This is a genomic window from Streptomyces sp. NPDC006372, from assembly GCF_040612515.1.
Lineage (GTDB): Bacteria > Actinomycetota > Actinomycetes > Streptomycetales > Streptomycetaceae > Streptomyces.
Genome location: NZ_JBEXQJ010000016.1, coordinates 54,221 through 68,549 on the forward strand (window position 1 = coordinate 54,221; position 14,329 = coordinate 68,549).

At 73.0% G+C, this 14,329-nt stretch carries 12 protein-coding genes and 1 pseudogene; 9 read left to right on the plus strand and 4 right to left on the minus strand.

Going from position 1 to position 14,329, the window contains the following annotated elements; genetic code table 11:
* The first annotated feature begins 148 nt into the window (after positions 1 to 148).
* Genes ABZ016_RS23210 through ABZ016_RS23225 form a run of 4 tightly spaced genes read left to right on the plus strand, consistent with a single transcriptional unit; the run spans position 149 to position 4,920 of the window.
* A complete protein-coding gene (locus tag ABZ016_RS23210) occupies positions 149 to 691 on the plus strand; it encodes a 2Fe-2S iron-sulfur cluster-binding protein (protein ID WP_356918561.1) in 543 nt (180 codons plus the stop codon).
* Positions 688 to 1,680 carry a xanthine dehydrogenase family protein subunit M gene (locus ABZ016_RS23215; protein ID WP_356918562.1) on the plus strand — a complete coding sequence of 331 codons (993 nt, stop codon included), beginning with the start codon at positions 688 to 690 and terminating at the stop codon, positions 1,678 to 1,680. The genes ABZ016_RS23210 and ABZ016_RS23215 overlap by 4 nt, the downstream gene beginning before the upstream one ends.
* On the plus strand, positions 1,677 to 3,791 hold the full coding sequence (locus ABZ016_RS23220) for a xanthine dehydrogenase family protein molybdopterin-binding subunit (protein ID WP_356918563.1): 2,115 nt from the start codon (positions 1,677 to 1,679) through the stop codon (positions 3,789 to 3,791). Before ABZ016_RS23215 ends, ABZ016_RS23220 begins: the two co-directional genes overlap by 4 nt.
* Entirely contained in the window at positions 3,784 to 4,920 is a 1,137-nt protein-coding gene (locus ABZ016_RS23225) for an XdhC/CoxI family protein (protein ID WP_356918564.1), read from the plus strand. The genes ABZ016_RS23220 and ABZ016_RS23225 overlap by 8 nt, the downstream gene beginning before the upstream one ends.
* Positions 4,921 to 5,039: 119 nt before the next feature.
* Here the strand turns inward: ABZ016_RS23225 and ABZ016_RS23230 are convergent, their stop codons facing one another.
* On the minus strand, positions 5,040 to 5,603 hold the full coding sequence (locus tag ABZ016_RS23230) for an NAD(P)H-dependent oxidoreductase (protein WP_356918565.1): 564 nt from the start codon (positions 5,601 to 5,603) through the stop codon (positions 5,040 to 5,042).
* Between the two features lie 135 nt (positions 5,604 to 5,738).
* On the opposite strand from ABZ016_RS23230, the gene ABZ016_RS23235 reads away from it, so the two are divergent.
* The 3 genes from ABZ016_RS23235 to ABZ016_RS23245 all read left to right on the plus strand — a co-directional run bounded on the left by ABZ016_RS23235 (position 5,739) and on the right by ABZ016_RS23245 (position 9,250).
* On the plus strand, positions 5,739 to 6,407 hold the full coding sequence (locus tag ABZ016_RS23235; protein WP_356918566.1) for a helix-turn-helix domain-containing protein: 669 nt from the start codon (positions 5,739 to 5,741) through the stop codon (positions 6,405 to 6,407).
* A gap of 92 nt (positions 6,408 to 6,499) precedes the next feature.
* On the plus strand, positions 6,500 to 7,537 hold the full coding sequence (locus tag ABZ016_RS23240; RefSeq protein WP_356918567.1) for a LacI family DNA-binding transcriptional regulator: 1,038 nt from the start codon (positions 6,500 to 6,502) through the stop codon (positions 7,535 to 7,537).
* Between the two features lie 276 nt (positions 7,538 to 7,813).
* Positions 7,814 to 9,250, plus strand: a complete 1,437-nt coding sequence (locus ABZ016_RS23245; protein WP_356918568.1) for a benzaldehyde dehydrogenase — start codon at positions 7,814 to 7,816, stop codon at positions 9,248 to 9,250.
* A 37-nt stretch (positions 9,251 to 9,287) separates the two neighbouring features.
* Here the strand turns inward: ABZ016_RS23245 and trxA are convergent, their stop codons facing one another.
* Positions 9,288 to 9,674, minus strand: coding sequence for a thioredoxin (gene trxA, locus ABZ016_RS23250; RefSeq protein WP_356918569.1), 387 nt, complete (start codon positions 9,672 to 9,674; stop codon positions 9,288 to 9,290).
* A gap of 119 nt (positions 9,675 to 9,793) precedes the next feature.
* Between trxA and ABZ016_RS23255 the strand changes: the two genes are divergently transcribed.
* Both ABZ016_RS23255 and ABZ016_RS23260 read left to right on the plus strand, forming a co-directional pair.
* On the plus strand, positions 9,794 to 11,224 hold the full coding sequence (locus ABZ016_RS23255) for an NAD(P)/FAD-dependent oxidoreductase (protein ID WP_356918570.1): 1,431 nt from the start codon (positions 9,794 to 9,796) through the stop codon (positions 11,222 to 11,224).
* Between the two features lie 143 nt (positions 11,225 to 11,367).
* Positions 11,368 to 11,841: a nuclear transport factor 2 family protein gene (locus ABZ016_RS23260; protein WP_356918571.1), complete on the plus strand. Its 474-nt coding sequence runs from the start codon at positions 11,368 to 11,370 to the stop codon at positions 11,839 to 11,841.
* Here ABZ016_RS23260 and ABZ016_RS23265 read toward each other — a convergent pair.
* Together ABZ016_RS23265 and ABZ016_RS23270 are read right to left on the minus strand one after the other, a co-directional pair.
* Positions 11,760 to 13,472: pseudogene (locus tag ABZ016_RS23265) on the minus strand (ABC-F family ATP-binding cassette domain-containing protein). The gene ABZ016_RS23260 and the pseudogene ABZ016_RS23265 overlap by 82 nt on opposite strands.
* Before the next feature lie 148 nt (positions 13,473 to 13,620).
* The gene (locus tag ABZ016_RS23270) at positions 13,621 to 14,265 is read right to left on the minus strand and encodes a peptide deformylase (RefSeq protein ID WP_356918572.1); all 645 of its coding nucleotides are present in this window, start codon (positions 14,263 to 14,265) and stop codon (positions 13,621 to 13,623) included.
* Positions 14,266 to 14,329 lie beyond the last annotated feature (64 nt).

Consider the following 14,329-nt stretch of genomic DNA (forward strand, 5'->3'; position numbering starts at 1 on the left):
TCTCCATCGTATCGGCGGACCGTCCGCGGCGACACCCCGCGACGGCCCGGACCCCGGCCCACCCGCCCCACCTCCTGCACCGTTGCCCATGGCCACCGCCACCCACGGCTCCGCCGCCTGATCTTGTGACGTGAGAAAGAAGGCTTCCATGCCCCCATCGACGTCCAGCGACCTCACCCTGTCCGTCAACGGCGAGAAGTACACGCTGACCGTCGACCACCGCACCACCCTGCTCGACGCCCTGCGCGAGCGCCTCGATCTGACCGGTACGAAGAAGGGCTGCGACCAGGGCCAGTGCGGTGCCTGCACGGTCCTGGTCGACGGCCGTCGGTCGGTGTCCTGCCTCCAGCTCGCCGTGGCCGCCGAGGGACGGGAGATCACCACCATCGAGGGCGTGGCAGAGGGGGAGCGGCTGCATCCGGTGCAGCAGGCCTTCCTCGACCTGGACGGATTCCAGTGCGGCTACTGCACTCCGGGACAGATCTGCTCGGCGATCGCGGTGATCGAGGAGCACGCGGCCGGCTGGCCCAGCGCCGCGACCGACGACGTACGGCCCGAGGCGGGACCACCCCCGCTCACCCCGGAGGAGATACGGGAGCGCATGAGCGGCAACCTGTGCCGCTGCGGCGCGTACGTGTCGATCGTCCAGGCCGTGGCCCGGGCCGCCGAGGAGAAGGGTGCGGTGGCATGAAGGAGTTCGGCTACCAGCGGGCGTACGACGTCTCCGGCGCGGTCGCGCTGCTCGACGGCGACGGGGAAGCCCGTTTCCTGGGCGGCGGCACCAACCTGGTCGACCTGATGAAGACCGGCGTCGAGCGGCCCACCCGCCTGGTCGACGTCCGCGAACTGCCCCTGAACCACATCGACCCGACCGAGGACGGCGGGCTGCGCATCGGTGCGACCGTCACCAACAGTGACCTCGCCGCGCATCCCGAGGTCCGGCGCCGCTACCCGGCGCTGGCGCAGGCCGTGCTGGCCGGTGCGTCCGGGCAGCTGCGCAACATGGCCACCGTCGGCGGCAACCTGCTCCAGCGCACCCGCTGCGGCTACTTCGCCGACGTCACCTCCGCCTGCAACAAGCGCGCCCCCGGCAGCGGCTGCCCCGCGATCGAGGGCGAGCACCACAATCACGCCATCCTGGGCGCCTCCGGCCACTGCGTGGCCACCCACCCCTCCGACATGGGCGTCGCCCTGACCGCCTTCGACGCGCGCGTGTCGTACGAGACGGCGGACGGGCCGGGCGAGTTGCCACTGGCCGACTTCTACCTGCCGGTGGGGGAGACCCCGCACATGGAGACCGCCCTGCCGCCCGGCGCGCTCATCACCGGCGTCGCCCTGCCGCCTCTCCCGGTCGCGGCCGACTCCCGCTACCGCAAGGTGCGCGAGCGGGCCTCGTACGCCTTCGCCATCGGCTCGATCGCCGCCGCGCTCCACGTCCGGGACGGCGTCGTGCAGGACGTACGCCTGGCCTTCGGAGCGGTCGCCTCCCGCCCCTGGCGGGCCCGTACGGCCGAGAGCGTCCTGACCGGTGCCCCGGCCGACGCCGAGACCTTCGCGGCCGCCGCGGACGCCGAACTGGCCGCCGCCAGGCCTCTGCCCCACAACGGATACAAGGTGAACCTGATGCGCAACCTCGTCGTGGCCGTGCTCAGCGAACTCGCCGAGGAGGCCGCCCGATGACCACCGCCACCCGAGGCTCCGTCGGCACCGCCCACACCCGGGTCGAGGGCCGGGACAAGGTCACCGGCGCGGCCCGGTACGCGGCCGAGATCCCGTTCGCCGAACTCGCCCACGGCTGGCTGGTGCTGTCCACCGTCGCCCGCGGGCGCATCCGGTCCGTCGAGGCCGATGCCGTGCTCGCGATGCCCGGTGTCCTCACCGTGCTCCACCACCACAACGCCCCGCGCGTCGACACCGACTACGTCGGCCTGCTGGGTACCCCGCCGGACCCGAGCGTCGCCCTCTTCCAGCAGGACCGGGTGGCCCACATGGGCTGGCCGGTGGCGCTGGTCGTCGCCGAGACGTCCGAACAGGCCCGGGAGGCCGCCGAGTCCCTCGTGGTGCACTACGACCAGGAGCCGCACGACGTCGCGTTCTCCGCCGAGCGGCAGTCCGAGGCGTACGCGCTGGACGGCCACATGCCGGGCGTGGTCGAGAAGGGCGATCTGGAGGACCGGCTCGCGGCGTCCGCCGTCGTACTGGACGCGGAGTACACCACTCCGGAAGAGCACCACAACCCGATGGAGCCGCACGCGGCGACCGCCCTGTGGGAGGGCGGCCGGCTCGAGGTCGTCGACTCCAACCAGGGCACCACCTGGGTCGCCGGCGAGCTCGCCAACCTGTTCTCCCTCGACCCGGCCTCCGTGCGGGTGCGGTCCGAGCACGTCGGCGGCGGCTTCGGCAGCAAGGGCGCCCGTGCGCACCAGGTGGCCGCCGTGATGGCCGCGACGGTTCTGCAGCGCCCGGTCCGGGTCGTGATGACCCGCCGGCAGATGTTCTCGCTCGCCGGCTACCGCAGCCCCACGGCCCAGCGGGTCCGGCTCGGCGCCGACGCGGACGGGCGGCTGCGCGCTCTGGAGCACCGTTCGCTGAACCAGACCTCGTCCGTGCACGAGTTCGTGGAGCCGAGCGCCGCGGCGGGACGGTCGATGTACGGCGCCGAAGCCCACCACACGGCCAGCCGGATCGTACGGCTCGACGTACCGACCCCGACGTGGATGCGCGCGCCGGGGGAGGCGCCCGGCTCGTTCGCGCTGGAGTCGGCGTTCGACGAACTCGCCGAGCGGTGCGGCATCGACCCGATCGAGCTGCGGCTGCGGAACGAGCCCGACGTGGGTCCGGTGTCCGGGCTGCCGTTCAGCAGCCGCAACCTGGCCGCCTGCTTCGAGGAGGGCGCCCGCAGGTTCGGCTGGGCGGACCGGGACCCGCGTCCCGGAGTGCGCCGGGAAGGGCGCTGGCTGCTCGGTACGGGCACCGCCGCCGCCTCCTTCCCCGCGGGAGCCATGCCCTCCACGGCGGCCGTCACCGCCGAGGCGGACGGCACCTTCACGGTGCGGATCAACGCCGCGGACATCGGCACCGGGGCCAGGACGGCACTCACCGTGGTCGCCGCCGACGCGCTGGAGGTGCCGACGGACCGGGTGCAGGTGCGGATCGGGGACAGCGACCTCGGCCCCGCGATGATCGCCGGCGGCTCGATGGGCACCCGCTCCTGGGCGTGGGCCGTCACGACCGCCGCCGCCGAGCTGCGCCAGAGCCTCGCGCCGGGCGCCGACATCCCGGCGGAGGGCATCACCGTACGGTCGAACACGGCCGAGGCCGTCGGCGCCCTCGCCCAGAAGGAACGACACTCCTTCGGAGCCCAGTTCGCCGAGGTCGCCGTCGACCCGGCCACCGGCGAGGTCCGGGTGCGCCGCATGCTGGGCATCTTCGCGGCCGGCCGGATCGTGAACCCCCTCACCGCCCGCAACCAGCTCGTCGGCGGCATGATCTGGGGCATCTCCATGGCCCTGCACGAGGAAGCCGTCCGCGACCGCACCTCCGGCGGCCTCTACGGCGCCGACCTGGCGGGTTACCACGTGGCCGCGCACGCCGACATCCCGCACATCGAGGCCGACTGGGTCGACGACCCGGACCCGGACGACCCGGTCGGCATCAAGGGCATCGGCGAGGTCGGCATCGTGGGCGCGGCGGCGGCGGTCGCCAACGCGGTGTGGCACGCGACTGGCGTACGGCACCGGAACCTGCCGATCCGGCCCGACCGTGTGCTGCTGGCGGGCGGCGATGCTTGACCTCGCCGGACAGCTGCACGCGTGGATCGAGGAGGGCCGGGAGTTCGCGGTCGCCACGGTCGTCGCCGTCGGCGGCAGCGCCCCGCGCCCGCCCGGCGCCGCGCTGGCCGTCGACAGCGAGGGCACGGTGATCGGATCGGTCTCCGGAGGCTGCGTGGAAGGAGCCGTCTACGACCTCTGCCGCCAGGCACTCCAGGACGGCGAGCCGCTGGTCGAGCGGTTCGGCTACAGCGACGAGGACGCCTTCGCGGTCGGACTGACCTGCGGGGGAACCATCGACGTCATGGTCGCCCCGTACGACGCCTCGCAGACCTCCCAGGCGGCCGCGCTGTCGGCCGCCGCCCACGGCGAGCCGGTGGCGCTCGCCCGGGTGGTCCGGGGGCCCGCCGACCTCCTGGGCCGGGCGGTCCTCGTCCGTCCCGACGGCTCCCACGAGGGCGGTCTCGGCGGTCACCGGGACCTGGACCGCACGGCGGCCGACCAGGCCCGCGCACTGCTGGACACCGGCCGCACCCGTACGGTGGAGCTCTCCGAGGACGGCTCGCACTGCCCGGGCGGTCTCACCCTGCTGGTCGAGTCGGCCGTCCCTCCGCCGCGCATGATCGTCTTCGGCGCGATCGACTTCGCCGCCGCGCTCGTCCGGGTGGGCAAGTTCCTCGGCTACCACGTGACCGTGTGCGACGCCCGGTCCGTCTTCGCCACCCGGGCCCGCTTCCCCGAGGCCGACGACATCGTCGTCGACTGGCCGCACCGCTACCTGCGGGGGACGGAGACCGACCGGCGCACGGTGCTGTGCGTGCTCACCCACGACGCCAAGTTCGACGTGCCCCTGCTGACCGAGGCACTGCGGCTGCCGGTCGCCTACGTCGGTGCCATGGGCTCGCGTCGCACCCACGAGGACCGCAACCGGCGGTTGCGGGAAGCGGGTGTGAGCGAGCGCGAGCTGGCCCGGCTGCGGTCACCGATCGGCCTCGATCTGGGTGCCCGTACGCCCGAGGAGACGGCGGTGTCCATCGCGGCGGAGATCATCGCGGCGCGGCACGGCGGTACGGGGCATCCGCTCACCGGCTCGGGCGCACCGATCCACCGTGCCGGACGGGAGGCCGGCCAGCTGCCCCAGGCGGTCTGAGCGGCGAGCGTGCCGACGGCACGCCGGAGGGGCCGGAGCCGTTTCGGGCTGCGGCCCCTCCTCGGCACCGGGCCGCGAGCCGTCCGGCTGCGGTCCTCCGGGTGCCGGGCGCGGCCGGGTCAGGCCGCGGCCGGCTCGGTGGCGAAGCCGTGCAGACGGGCGATGACCTCGGTGAGCTGTCCGGCGACCTCGGCGTCGTCGGCCGGGTGCGTCTCGGCGAAGCGCGTCATGGAGCCGGGGATGGACAGCTTGACGTCCTCCAGCACCTTGCCGCCGGCCACGCCCACGGACTTGCGGGTCTCGTCGTGCGCCCAGACACCGCCGTACTGGCCGAACGCGGTGCCGACCACGGCGACCGGCTTGCCGCTGAGGGCTCCGGCACCGTACGGGCGGGACAGCCAGTCGATGGCGTTCTTCAGGACGGCCGGGATGGTGCCGTTGTACTCGGGCGTGAAGAGGATCAGGCCGTCGGCGGCGTTCGCCGCCTCACGCAGCCGCGCCGCGGCGGCCGGGACGCTGCCCTCGACGTCGATGTCCTCGTTGTAGAAGGGGATCTCGGCCAGACCCTCGAAGAGCTCCACGTCGGCGCCCTCGGGGGCGAGCTTGACGGAGGCCTCGGCCAGCTGGCGGTTGTGCGAACCGGCGCGGAGGCTGCCGACGAGGGCGAGGATACGAACAGACATGGTGACTCCCACGTACGTAGTGAAGTACGGCTTCGAAACACTGCCGTAACGATCCGGACCGGGGTCCGCTTAATCTTTCTAGCACTCTAACCGGACCGCGGTCCAGTTCTCTTCCCGATGCTTTACGCTGGCTTCATGTCCGCCGCCCCGCCGCCCTTCCCGACGCCCCAGGAGCCCGTCGACCAGCCCGAGCTGATCCAGCTCGGCAGCGCCCTGGAGGCCGACGAGCCGTGCCTGCGGGCCGACGCCGCCCGCAACCGGGCCCGCCTGCTGGAGGCCGCCGCACGGCTGGTGGCGGAGCGCGGCGCGGACGCCGTCACGATGGAGGCGGTGGCCGCCGCGGCCTGTGTCGGCAAGGGCACGGTCTTCCGCCGGTTCGGCGACCGTACCGGCCTGCTGACGGCGCTGCTCGACCACTCCGAGAAGAAGTTCCAGGCCGCCTTCCTCGCCGGGCCGCCGCCGCTCGGCCCCGGAGCGCCGCCGGAGGAGCGGCTGCGGGCCTTCGGCCGTGCGATGCTGCGCCGGTCGCACGACGAGCTGGAGCTCCAGCTGGCGGCCGAGCCGGGCGCGAGCCGCCGCTTCACCGCCCCGGCCCGCCGCGTGCTGCGCCACCACCTGGCCATGCTGCTGCGGCAGGTCGTCCCCGAAGCGGACTGCGAACTCCTCTCGCACACCCTGATGGGCCAGCTCGACCCGGCGCTGATCCACCACCTGACCGAGCAGTGCGGAATGCCCCTGGCTCGTCTGGAAGGCGCTTGGGTCGACCTGGTCGACCGGGTGACGGGCGAGGGTCCGGCCGGCTGAGGAGACCGCGGATCGCCGTGACCGCTCACGGCATCCTCACAACTCCCCCGCTCGAAGGGCGCATTGAGGCTTCTGCCAAGATGCCGTACGTCATGGTGCAGATACCGAAAACGCCCGCGCCCCCGTCCCCCGCACCGTCGCGCTCCGTACCCACGAGCGCCGATGTGGCCCGCCTGGCCGGCGTCTCGCGCGCGACCGTCTCCTACGTCCTCAACAACGCCACCGCCGTACGGATCAGCGAGCCCACCCGCCGTCGGGTCCACGACGCCGCGAAGGAACTCGGGTACGTCCCGCACGCGGCGGCCCGCAGCCTGCGCGCCGGGCACAGCCGGATGGTGCTGATCCCCGCGCCGACCTTCCCCGTCGGCCCGCTCTACAGCCGGTTCCTCACCGACCTGCAGGGCGCGCTCGGCAGCATGGACTACACGGTCGTGCAGTACGGCACCGGCGGCCCACACGGCGACGAAGCCGCCCGCGCCTGGGCCGAGTTGCGGCCCGTGGCCGTACTCGTGCCCGGGTCCGGCCTCGGCCCGCGCGGGGTCGCGGTGCTCAAGCGCTCCGGGGCACGGGTGGTGGTCACCCTCGGCCCGGAGACCATCGAGGGCGCACACGCCCTGCTCATGGACCACGACGTCGTCGGCCACAGCGCGGGCGCCCACCTCTACGACCGCGGCAGGCGCCGGATCGGCGTCGTCGTCCCGCAGGAACCCGGTCTGGAGGCGTTCTCCGCACCCCGCCTGGACGGGGTGCGCCAGTCCGTGCGGGGCACCGACGCCACCGTGACCGAACTGCCCCTCGCCTACGACGAGGAGGACGCCGCCCGCCTCGCCGCACGCTGGCGGACCCTCGGGCTCGACGCCGTGTTCACCTACAACGACGAGTACGCGATGCTGCTGATGCGGGCCCTGCAGGACGAGGGGATCCGCATCCCCGAGGAGACGGCCGTGATCGGCGCCGACGACCTGATGCTCGGCCGGCTGCTGCGCCCCCGGCTGAGCACGGTCCGTCTGCGACTGCCCTCCGGCCGCGAACTCGCCGAACTGGTCGACCGCGCGGTACGCAAACCCGGCACCGAGCCCGAGACGCACAAGGTGATGGGCGCCACGGTGCTGCAGCGCGAGTCCAGTTGACCCGGCCGCGGCGGGGCGGATGAGCCGGCACGGCACAACTCCCCGGCGGACGACCGGATCCGTACGCCAGTGAGCGGCGGGCCGCCCGATCGGCGCCCCGTGACCCGGCTAGGATGTTGCATGCTCAACAATCTGGGGACGCGTCAGAACACGGGTCGCGGCACACACCGCTGCGCCCGGTCGGCGCGTCCCGCCATGTGACCGCCGAACCGGCCGCGCACACACGGGACTTGCGCTCACCCCGTCAGCCGGTGACCGATCGATCGGAGAGCCGTCATGCCGTTGCTCGACACCAGGACCTGGCAGCCCCGCACCCTCACGGGGCCCGGGTACACCGTCACCGAGCCCGCCACCGGCCAAGCCCTCGGCCCCCTCACCCTCGCCACGCCCGACGACGTCGCGGCCGCCGCCGGCAGCGCCGCCACCGCACAGCGTGAGTGGGCGCGCGCTCCGCACTCCGCCCGCGCGGCCGTCCTGCGCAAGGCGGGCGACCTGTTCACGGCGCACGCCGCCGAACTGCGCGAATGGCTCGTCCGCGAGTCCGGCTCCGTCCCCGGCAAGGCCGACTTCGAACTGCACGTCGCCGCCCAGGAGTGCTACGAGGCCGCAGCGCTCGCCTCCCGCCCGGCCGGGCAGGTCCTGCCCAGCGAGGCGCCGCGCCTGTCGTACACGCGTCGTGTACCGGCCGGCGTGGTGGGCGTGATCTCCCCGTTCAACGCCCCGCTGATCCTGTCCGTACGCTCCGTCGCCCCCGCCCTGGCGCTGGGCAACGCCGTCCTCCTGAAGCCCGATCCGCGCACCGCCGTCTGCGGAGGACTGTCGCTCGCCGCGGTCTTCGCCGCCGCCGGCCTGCCGCAGGACCTGCTGCACGTGCTCCCCGGCGGACCGGACGCCGGACAGGCCCTGGTCGCCGATCCGCGTGTACCGGTCATCTCCTTCACCGGCTCCACCGTCGCGGGACGGGCCGTGGGCGAGGCGGCCGGCCGTCACCTCAAGCGCGCCCACCTGGAACTGGGCGGCAACTCGGCCATGATCGTGCTGGAGGACGCCGACCTCGACGCGGTGATCTCGACGGCCGCCTGGGGCTCCTTCTTCCACCAGGGCCAGATCTGCATGACGACCGGACGCCACCTGGTGCACCAGTCCCTGTACGACGAGTACGTCGAGCGGCTGGCCGCCAAGGCCGACTCGCTCGCCGTCGGCGACCCGTACCGCGACCACGTCCACCTCGGCCCGATCATCGACTCCGGCCAGCTCGCCAAGATCAGCGGCCTGGTCGAGTCCAGCAGGGCCGCGGGCGCCAAGCTCGCCGCGGGCGGCACGCACGACCGGCTCTTCTACCGGCCCACGGTCCTCGCCCACGTCGGCGACCACACCCCCGCGTACACGGAGGAGGTCTTCGGCCCCGTGGCCCCCGTACGCCCCTTCAGCACCGCGGACGAGGCGGCGGCCCTGGCCGCGCGGAGCCCCTACGGCCTCTCCCTGGGCATCATCACCCGGGACCCGGCTCGCGGCCTGGACCTCGCCGAACGTATCCCCACCGGCATCGTCCACATCAACGACCAGACCGTGAACGACGAGGCCGTGGCGCCCTTCGGCGGAGTGGCCGCCTCCGGCACCGGCGCCCGCTTCGGCGGCGAGGCCAACCTGGAGGCCTTCACCGAACTGCGCTGGACGACGGTACGCGGAGACGTGGCTCCCTATCCCTTCTAAGGGTTCACCGCAGGGGCACCCGGTGCCCCTCGGCGGATCACTCGCTGTTCTGCGGCTGCTGGGCCTGCTGCTCGGCGATCGCCTTGCGAACGTCTTCCATGTCCAGATTCCGGGCCTGCCCGATGACGTCCGTCAGGGCGGCCTCGGGCAGGGCGCCCGGCTGGGCGAACACGGCGACCTGGTCGCGGACGATCATCAACGTGGGAATCGACTGGATACCGAAGGCCGCGGCCAGCTCGGGTTGCGCCTCGGTGTCCACCTTGCCGAACACCAGGTCCGGGTTCTCCTCCGCCGCCTTCTCGTACACCGGGGCGAACTGCTTGCACGGCCCGCACCAGTCGGCCCAGAAGTCGATCAGGACGAACTCGTTGTCCGTGACCGTCTGGTCGAAGTTCTCCTTGGTGAGCTCCACGGTGCTGCTCATGGCGTAAATCCCTCTTCCTGGTGTGGGGGCAAACCGTCGGCACAACACGGCCGACCTGGTACGTATTCCGCGCCCCTACCCGTGTGGCCAGAGCGCACACCACCCACCAGACTGACCTCATGACGGAAACGGAAACCAACACGTACGACGTCGTGGTGCTCGGGGCCGGGCCCGTGGGGGAGAACGTCGCCGACCGCACCCGCGCGGCCGGCCTGACCACAGCGGTCGTGGAGAGCGAGCTGGTCGGCGGCGAGTGCTCCTACTGGGCGTGCATGCCCAGCAAAGCCCTGCTGCGGCCGGTCATCGCCCGCGCCGACGCCCGCCGCGTGCCCGGCCTGAGCCAGTCGGCGCAGGGCCCCCTCGACGCCTCCGCGGTCCTCGCCCACCGCGACTACTACACCTCCCACTGGAAGGACGACGGCCAGGTCGGGTGGCTCGACTCCATCGGCGCCGACCTGTACCGCGGCCACGGACGGCTCACCGGCCCCCGCACGGTGACGGTGACCGGCCCGGACGGGGACGAGCACGTCCTGACCGCCCGGCACGCCGTCGCCGTCTGCACCGGCAGCCGCGCGGCTCTGCCCGGCCTGCCCGGGCTCGACAGCGTCGGGCCGTGGACCAGCCGGGAGGCCACCAGCTCGAAGACCGTGCCCGGCCGCCTCATCGTGGTGGGCGGCGGTGTCGTCGCCACCGAGATGGCCACGGTCTGGCAGGCCCTCGGCTCCCAGGTCACCATGCTGGTCCGCGGCAAGGGCCTGCTGCCCAGGATGGAGCCCTTCGCCGGAGAACTCGTCGCCGAGGCGCTCACCGAGGCGGGCACGGACGTCCGTACCGGAACCTCGGTGGAGTCGGTGTCCCGCGAGAACGGCACGGTCGTCGCCGTCACCGACAAGGGCGACCGCGTCGAGGCCGACGAGATCCTCTTCGCCACCGGCCGCGCGCCACGCACCGACGACATCGGCCTGGAGACGATCGGCCTCGACCCCGGCTCCTGGCTGCCCGTCGACGACAGCCTCCGCGTCATCGGCCACGACTGGCTCTACGCCGTCGGCGACGCCAACCACCGCGCCCTGCTCACCCACCAGGGCAAGTACCAGGCCCGCATCGCGGGCGCCGCCATCGCCGCCCGGGCCACCGGGGAGACCCTCCTGGCCGAGCCGTGGGGCGCCCACGCCGCCACCGCCGACCACGCCGCCGTCCCCCAGGTCGTCTTCACCGATCCCGAGGCGGCCGCGGTGGGCCTGTCCCTGGCCGAAGCGGAACAGGCGGGGCACCGGGTGCGTGCCGTCGACGTCGACCTGTCCACCGTCGCCGGGGCCGGTCTGTATGCCGACGGCTACAAGGGCCGCGCCCGTATGGTCGTCGACCTGGAGGACGAGATCCTGCGCGGCGTCACCCTTGTCGGACCGGGCGTGGGCGAACTCATCCACTCCGCCACCATCGCCGTCGCCGGCCAGGTCCCCGTCAGCCGCCTGTGGCACGCGGTCCCCTCGTACCCGACGATCAGCGAGGTGTGGCTGCGGCTGCTGGAGGCGTACCGGGACGCGTGACGCCGGGCGTCGTCAGCCACCCCGGGCCTGTCCCCGCCACGCGCGGTGCGGGCCCGGGGCGCGTTGTGGAAGTGCCGACCGTGCCGCACAACGATGTCTGATCGCCGCCAGCAAGATCCTGCTGTGGTGATCATGCTGGCGGCATGACGATGTCATCCCCTACGGACTCAGTGACAGTCCTCTCCGGCATGTATGCGGCCGAGGCGGAGTACTTGGCGGGCGGAGGCCCTGGCGAAGCCTCGTTCGACCTGCTCGCCCCCTTCTTCGCGCCGGATGTCGAACTGCATCAAGCAGAAGCCCTGCCCTACGGGGGTACTTGGCGTGGGCACAACGGTATGGCGCAGTTCTTCCTCGTGATGGGAGAGGTGTGGGAGTCGTTCGACATGGTGGAGCAGGAGTTTCTTGCCACCGGTGAGACTGCGGTCGTGCTCACACAGGTTCGTGCTCGCGCTCGTGCGACCGGCCGTGAACTCAGCTTCCCGATTCTGCAAACGATCACGGTCAAGGACGGGCGGATCACCGAGGTCCGTCCGTTCTACTGGGACACGCGGGCCATCGCCGACGCCTGCGCCGTGTCGGCAACCCAGTCGTGCGCGGGCACCACCAACTCCCGGTAGTCCTCGCTCCACAGGTCCTCTTCCGCCTCCGGCAGCAGCAGCACCCGGTCCGGCCGCAGCGCGTCGACGGCGCCCTCGTCGTGGGTGACCATGACGATCGCGCCCGGGTACGTGCCCACCGCGGCCAGGACCTCGGCGCGGGAGGCCGGGTCGAGGTTGTTGGTGGGCTCGTCGAGGAGCAGGACATTGGCCCCGGAGTGGACCAGGCCCGCCAGGGCCGTGGGGGTCCCCCCATGCCTTTAAGGCTATGGGGGAGGGTCTTCTCACCGCCGGAGAGGACGCCGACGCGCTTGCCGGTGTCGCCCCCGGAGAAGAGGAACGCGCCGAGGACCTGGCGGACCTCGCCGTCGGTGAGGTGCGGCGCGGCACCGGCCAGGTGCTCACGGACCGTCGACTCCGGGTCCAGGGTGTCGTGCTCCTGGGCGAAGTAGCCGAGGCGCAGCCCGTGTCCGTGGACCACCCGGCCGCCGTCCGGCGTGTCCTGCCCGGCGAGGAGGCGCAACAGGGTCGTCTTTCCGGCGCCGTTGGGTCCGAGCACCACCAGGCGGCTGCCCCGGTCGACGGCGAGATCGATGCCGCGCAGGACCTGCCGCTCGCCGTACGACCTGGTCAGGCTGACGGCGCCGAGCGGGATCCGGCCGCAGGGCGCCGGCTCGGGCAGCCGGATCCTGGCCGTCTTCTCGGCGCGCCGGGCCGGTTCGAGGTCCGCGAGCATACGGTCGGCGCGGCGGGCCATGTTCCGCGCGGCCACCGCGGTCGACACCCGGGCCCGCATCTTGTCGGCCTGGGCGTGCAATGCCGCCGCTTTGCGCTCGGTGTTCGCCCGCTCGCGCGTCCGTCGCCGCTCGTCGGCGTCCCGCTGGGCCAGGTAGGCGTCCCACCCGGTGTTGTGGACGTCGAGCGCTGCCCGGCCCGGGTCCAGGTGGAAGACCCGGTTCACGGTGCCGACGAGCAGGGACGTGTCGTGGCTGATCATCACCAGCCCGCCCTGATGGCTCGTGAGGAAGCCGCGCAGCCAGGCGATCGAGGCCGCGTCCAGATGGTTCGTCGACTCGTCCAGCAGCAGTGTGCCGTGCCCGGCGAACAGGATGCGGGCCAGCTCCACGCGGCGGCGCTGACCGCCGGAGAGCGCGCTCAGCGGCCGGTCCGTCAGCCTGGCCGGCAGACCGAGCCCGGCGGCGACCCGGGCGGCCTCCGCCTCAGCCCCGTAGCCGCCGCCTGCCTGGAACTCGGCCTCGGCCCGCACGTAGGCGTTCATCGACCGCTCCGTGCCGTCGGCCATCGCGGCCTCCGCGCGGCGCAGCGCCCGTACGGCACGGTCCAGGCCGCGTGCGGACAGGATCCGGTCGATGACGGTGACCGACTGGTCGGCGGCGCGGGAGTCCTGCGGGAGATGGCCGACGTCGCCGGTGCGGGCGACGGTGCCGGCGGCGGGCCGCAGGGCACCCGCAAGGGTGTGCAACAGGGTCGTCTTTCCCGCGCCGATGGGGGCACCTCCCTGCTCGAGCGAAGCCGGGAGCTTGGGGGAGGCCGACCAGGCCGATCCGGTCGCCGGGGGAGACGTGGAAGGACACGCCGGACAGCAGCAGACGGGCGCCGGCGCGCACGTCGACATCACGAACGGTGATCATGAGAAAACGCTCCGAAGAAGCAAGAACCAGCAAGAGGACACACGGGTGGCGTGGAAGCGGGTCCTCGGCTAGGAAATTCGGGGCATAGACATGGAGGTCACGGTAACGGAGGCGCCGCACCGGGCGCCTCCGGTCTTTTTTCCGTGCCTCAGGGCAGCTCGAAGCCGAGTGCCCGCGCGGCCTCCTCCGGCGTCGGCTGGGCCCAGCGCTCCATCACCGCCTGGTTGGACGAGAACGAACGCGACTCGGCCCGGTCCAGATACAGGACGCCGTCGAGGTGATCCGTCTCGTGCTGCACGATCCGTGCCGGCCAGCCCGTGAACACCTCGTCCAGCTCCCGCCCGTGCTCGTCCTGCCCGGTCAGCCGCACCTCGGCAGGCCGTGCCACCACCGCCTGCCAGCCCGGCACGCTGAGACAGCCCTCGAAGAACGCGGCCCGCGCGCCGCCGACGGGCTCGTACACCGGGTTGACCAGCACGCGGAACGGCAGCGGCACCCGTCCGCGCGCGATCCGCACCTCCTCCGGCACGGGGGCCGGGTCCTCGATCACCGCAATCCTGAGCGGCACACCGACCTGGGGCGCCGCCAGCCCCACGCCGGGCGCCGCGCGCATGGTGACCCGCAGGGCCTCGACGAACCGGGCCAGCAGTGCGGGCGTCAGCTGACCGTCGTAGGGCTCGGTGCCGCGCCGCAGCACCGGATCGCCGGCCGCGACGATGGGCAACGGGCCGCCGGCGGCCAGCAGTTGCTCGACCCGCTCGGCCAGGGGTGCGCGATCGCTCGGATTTCCCATCGCGTCAGGATGACACGAGCCCCCCACCCGTCGAGTGACGCACATCACACGGGTGTGCCGGGAA

Bases quoted from the DNA above. Each gene is read 5' to 3' on its own strand.
- ABZ016_RS23210 (WP_356918561.1), top strand. From the start codon at position 149: ATGCCCCCATCGACGTCCAGCGACCTCACCCTGTCCGTCAACGGCGAG.
- ABZ016_RS23215 (WP_356918562.1), top strand. From the start codon at position 688: ATGAAGGAGTTCGGCTACCAGCGGGCGTACGACGTCTCCGGCGCGGTC.
- ABZ016_RS23220 (WP_356918563.1), top strand. From the start codon at position 1,677: ATGACCACCGCCACCCGAGGCTCCGTCGGCACCGCCCACACCCGGGTC.
- ABZ016_RS23225 (WP_356918564.1), top strand. From the start codon at position 3,784: ATGCTTGACCTCGCCGGACAGCTGCACGCGTGGATCGAGGAGGGCCGG.
- ABZ016_RS23230 (WP_356918565.1), bottom strand. From the start codon at position 5,603: ATGTCTGTTCGTATCCTCGCCCTCGTCGGCAGCCTCCGCGCCGGTTCG.
- ABZ016_RS23235 (WP_356918566.1), top strand. From the start codon at position 5,739: ATGTCCGCCGCCCCGCCGCCCTTCCCGACGCCCCAGGAGCCCGTCGAC.
- ABZ016_RS23240 (WP_356918567.1), top strand. From the start codon at position 6,500: ATGGTGCAGATACCGAAAACGCCCGCGCCCCCGTCCCCCGCACCGTCG.
- ABZ016_RS23245 (WP_356918568.1), top strand. From the start codon at position 7,814: ATGCCGTTGCTCGACACCAGGACCTGGCAGCCCCGCACCCTCACGGGG.
- trxA (WP_356918569.1), bottom strand. From the start codon at position 9,674: ATGAGCAGCACCGTGGAGCTCACCAAGGAGAACTTCGACCAGACGGTC.
- ABZ016_RS23255 (WP_356918570.1), top strand. From the start codon at position 9,794: ATGACGGAAACGGAAACCAACACGTACGACGTCGTGGTGCTCGGGGCC.
- ABZ016_RS23260 (WP_356918571.1), top strand. From the start codon at position 11,368: ATGACGATGTCATCCCCTACGGACTCAGTGACAGTCCTCTCCGGCATG.
- ABZ016_RS23270 (WP_356918572.1), bottom strand. From the start codon at position 14,265: ATGGGAAATCCGAGCGATCGCGCACCCCTGGCCGAGCGGGTCGAGCAA.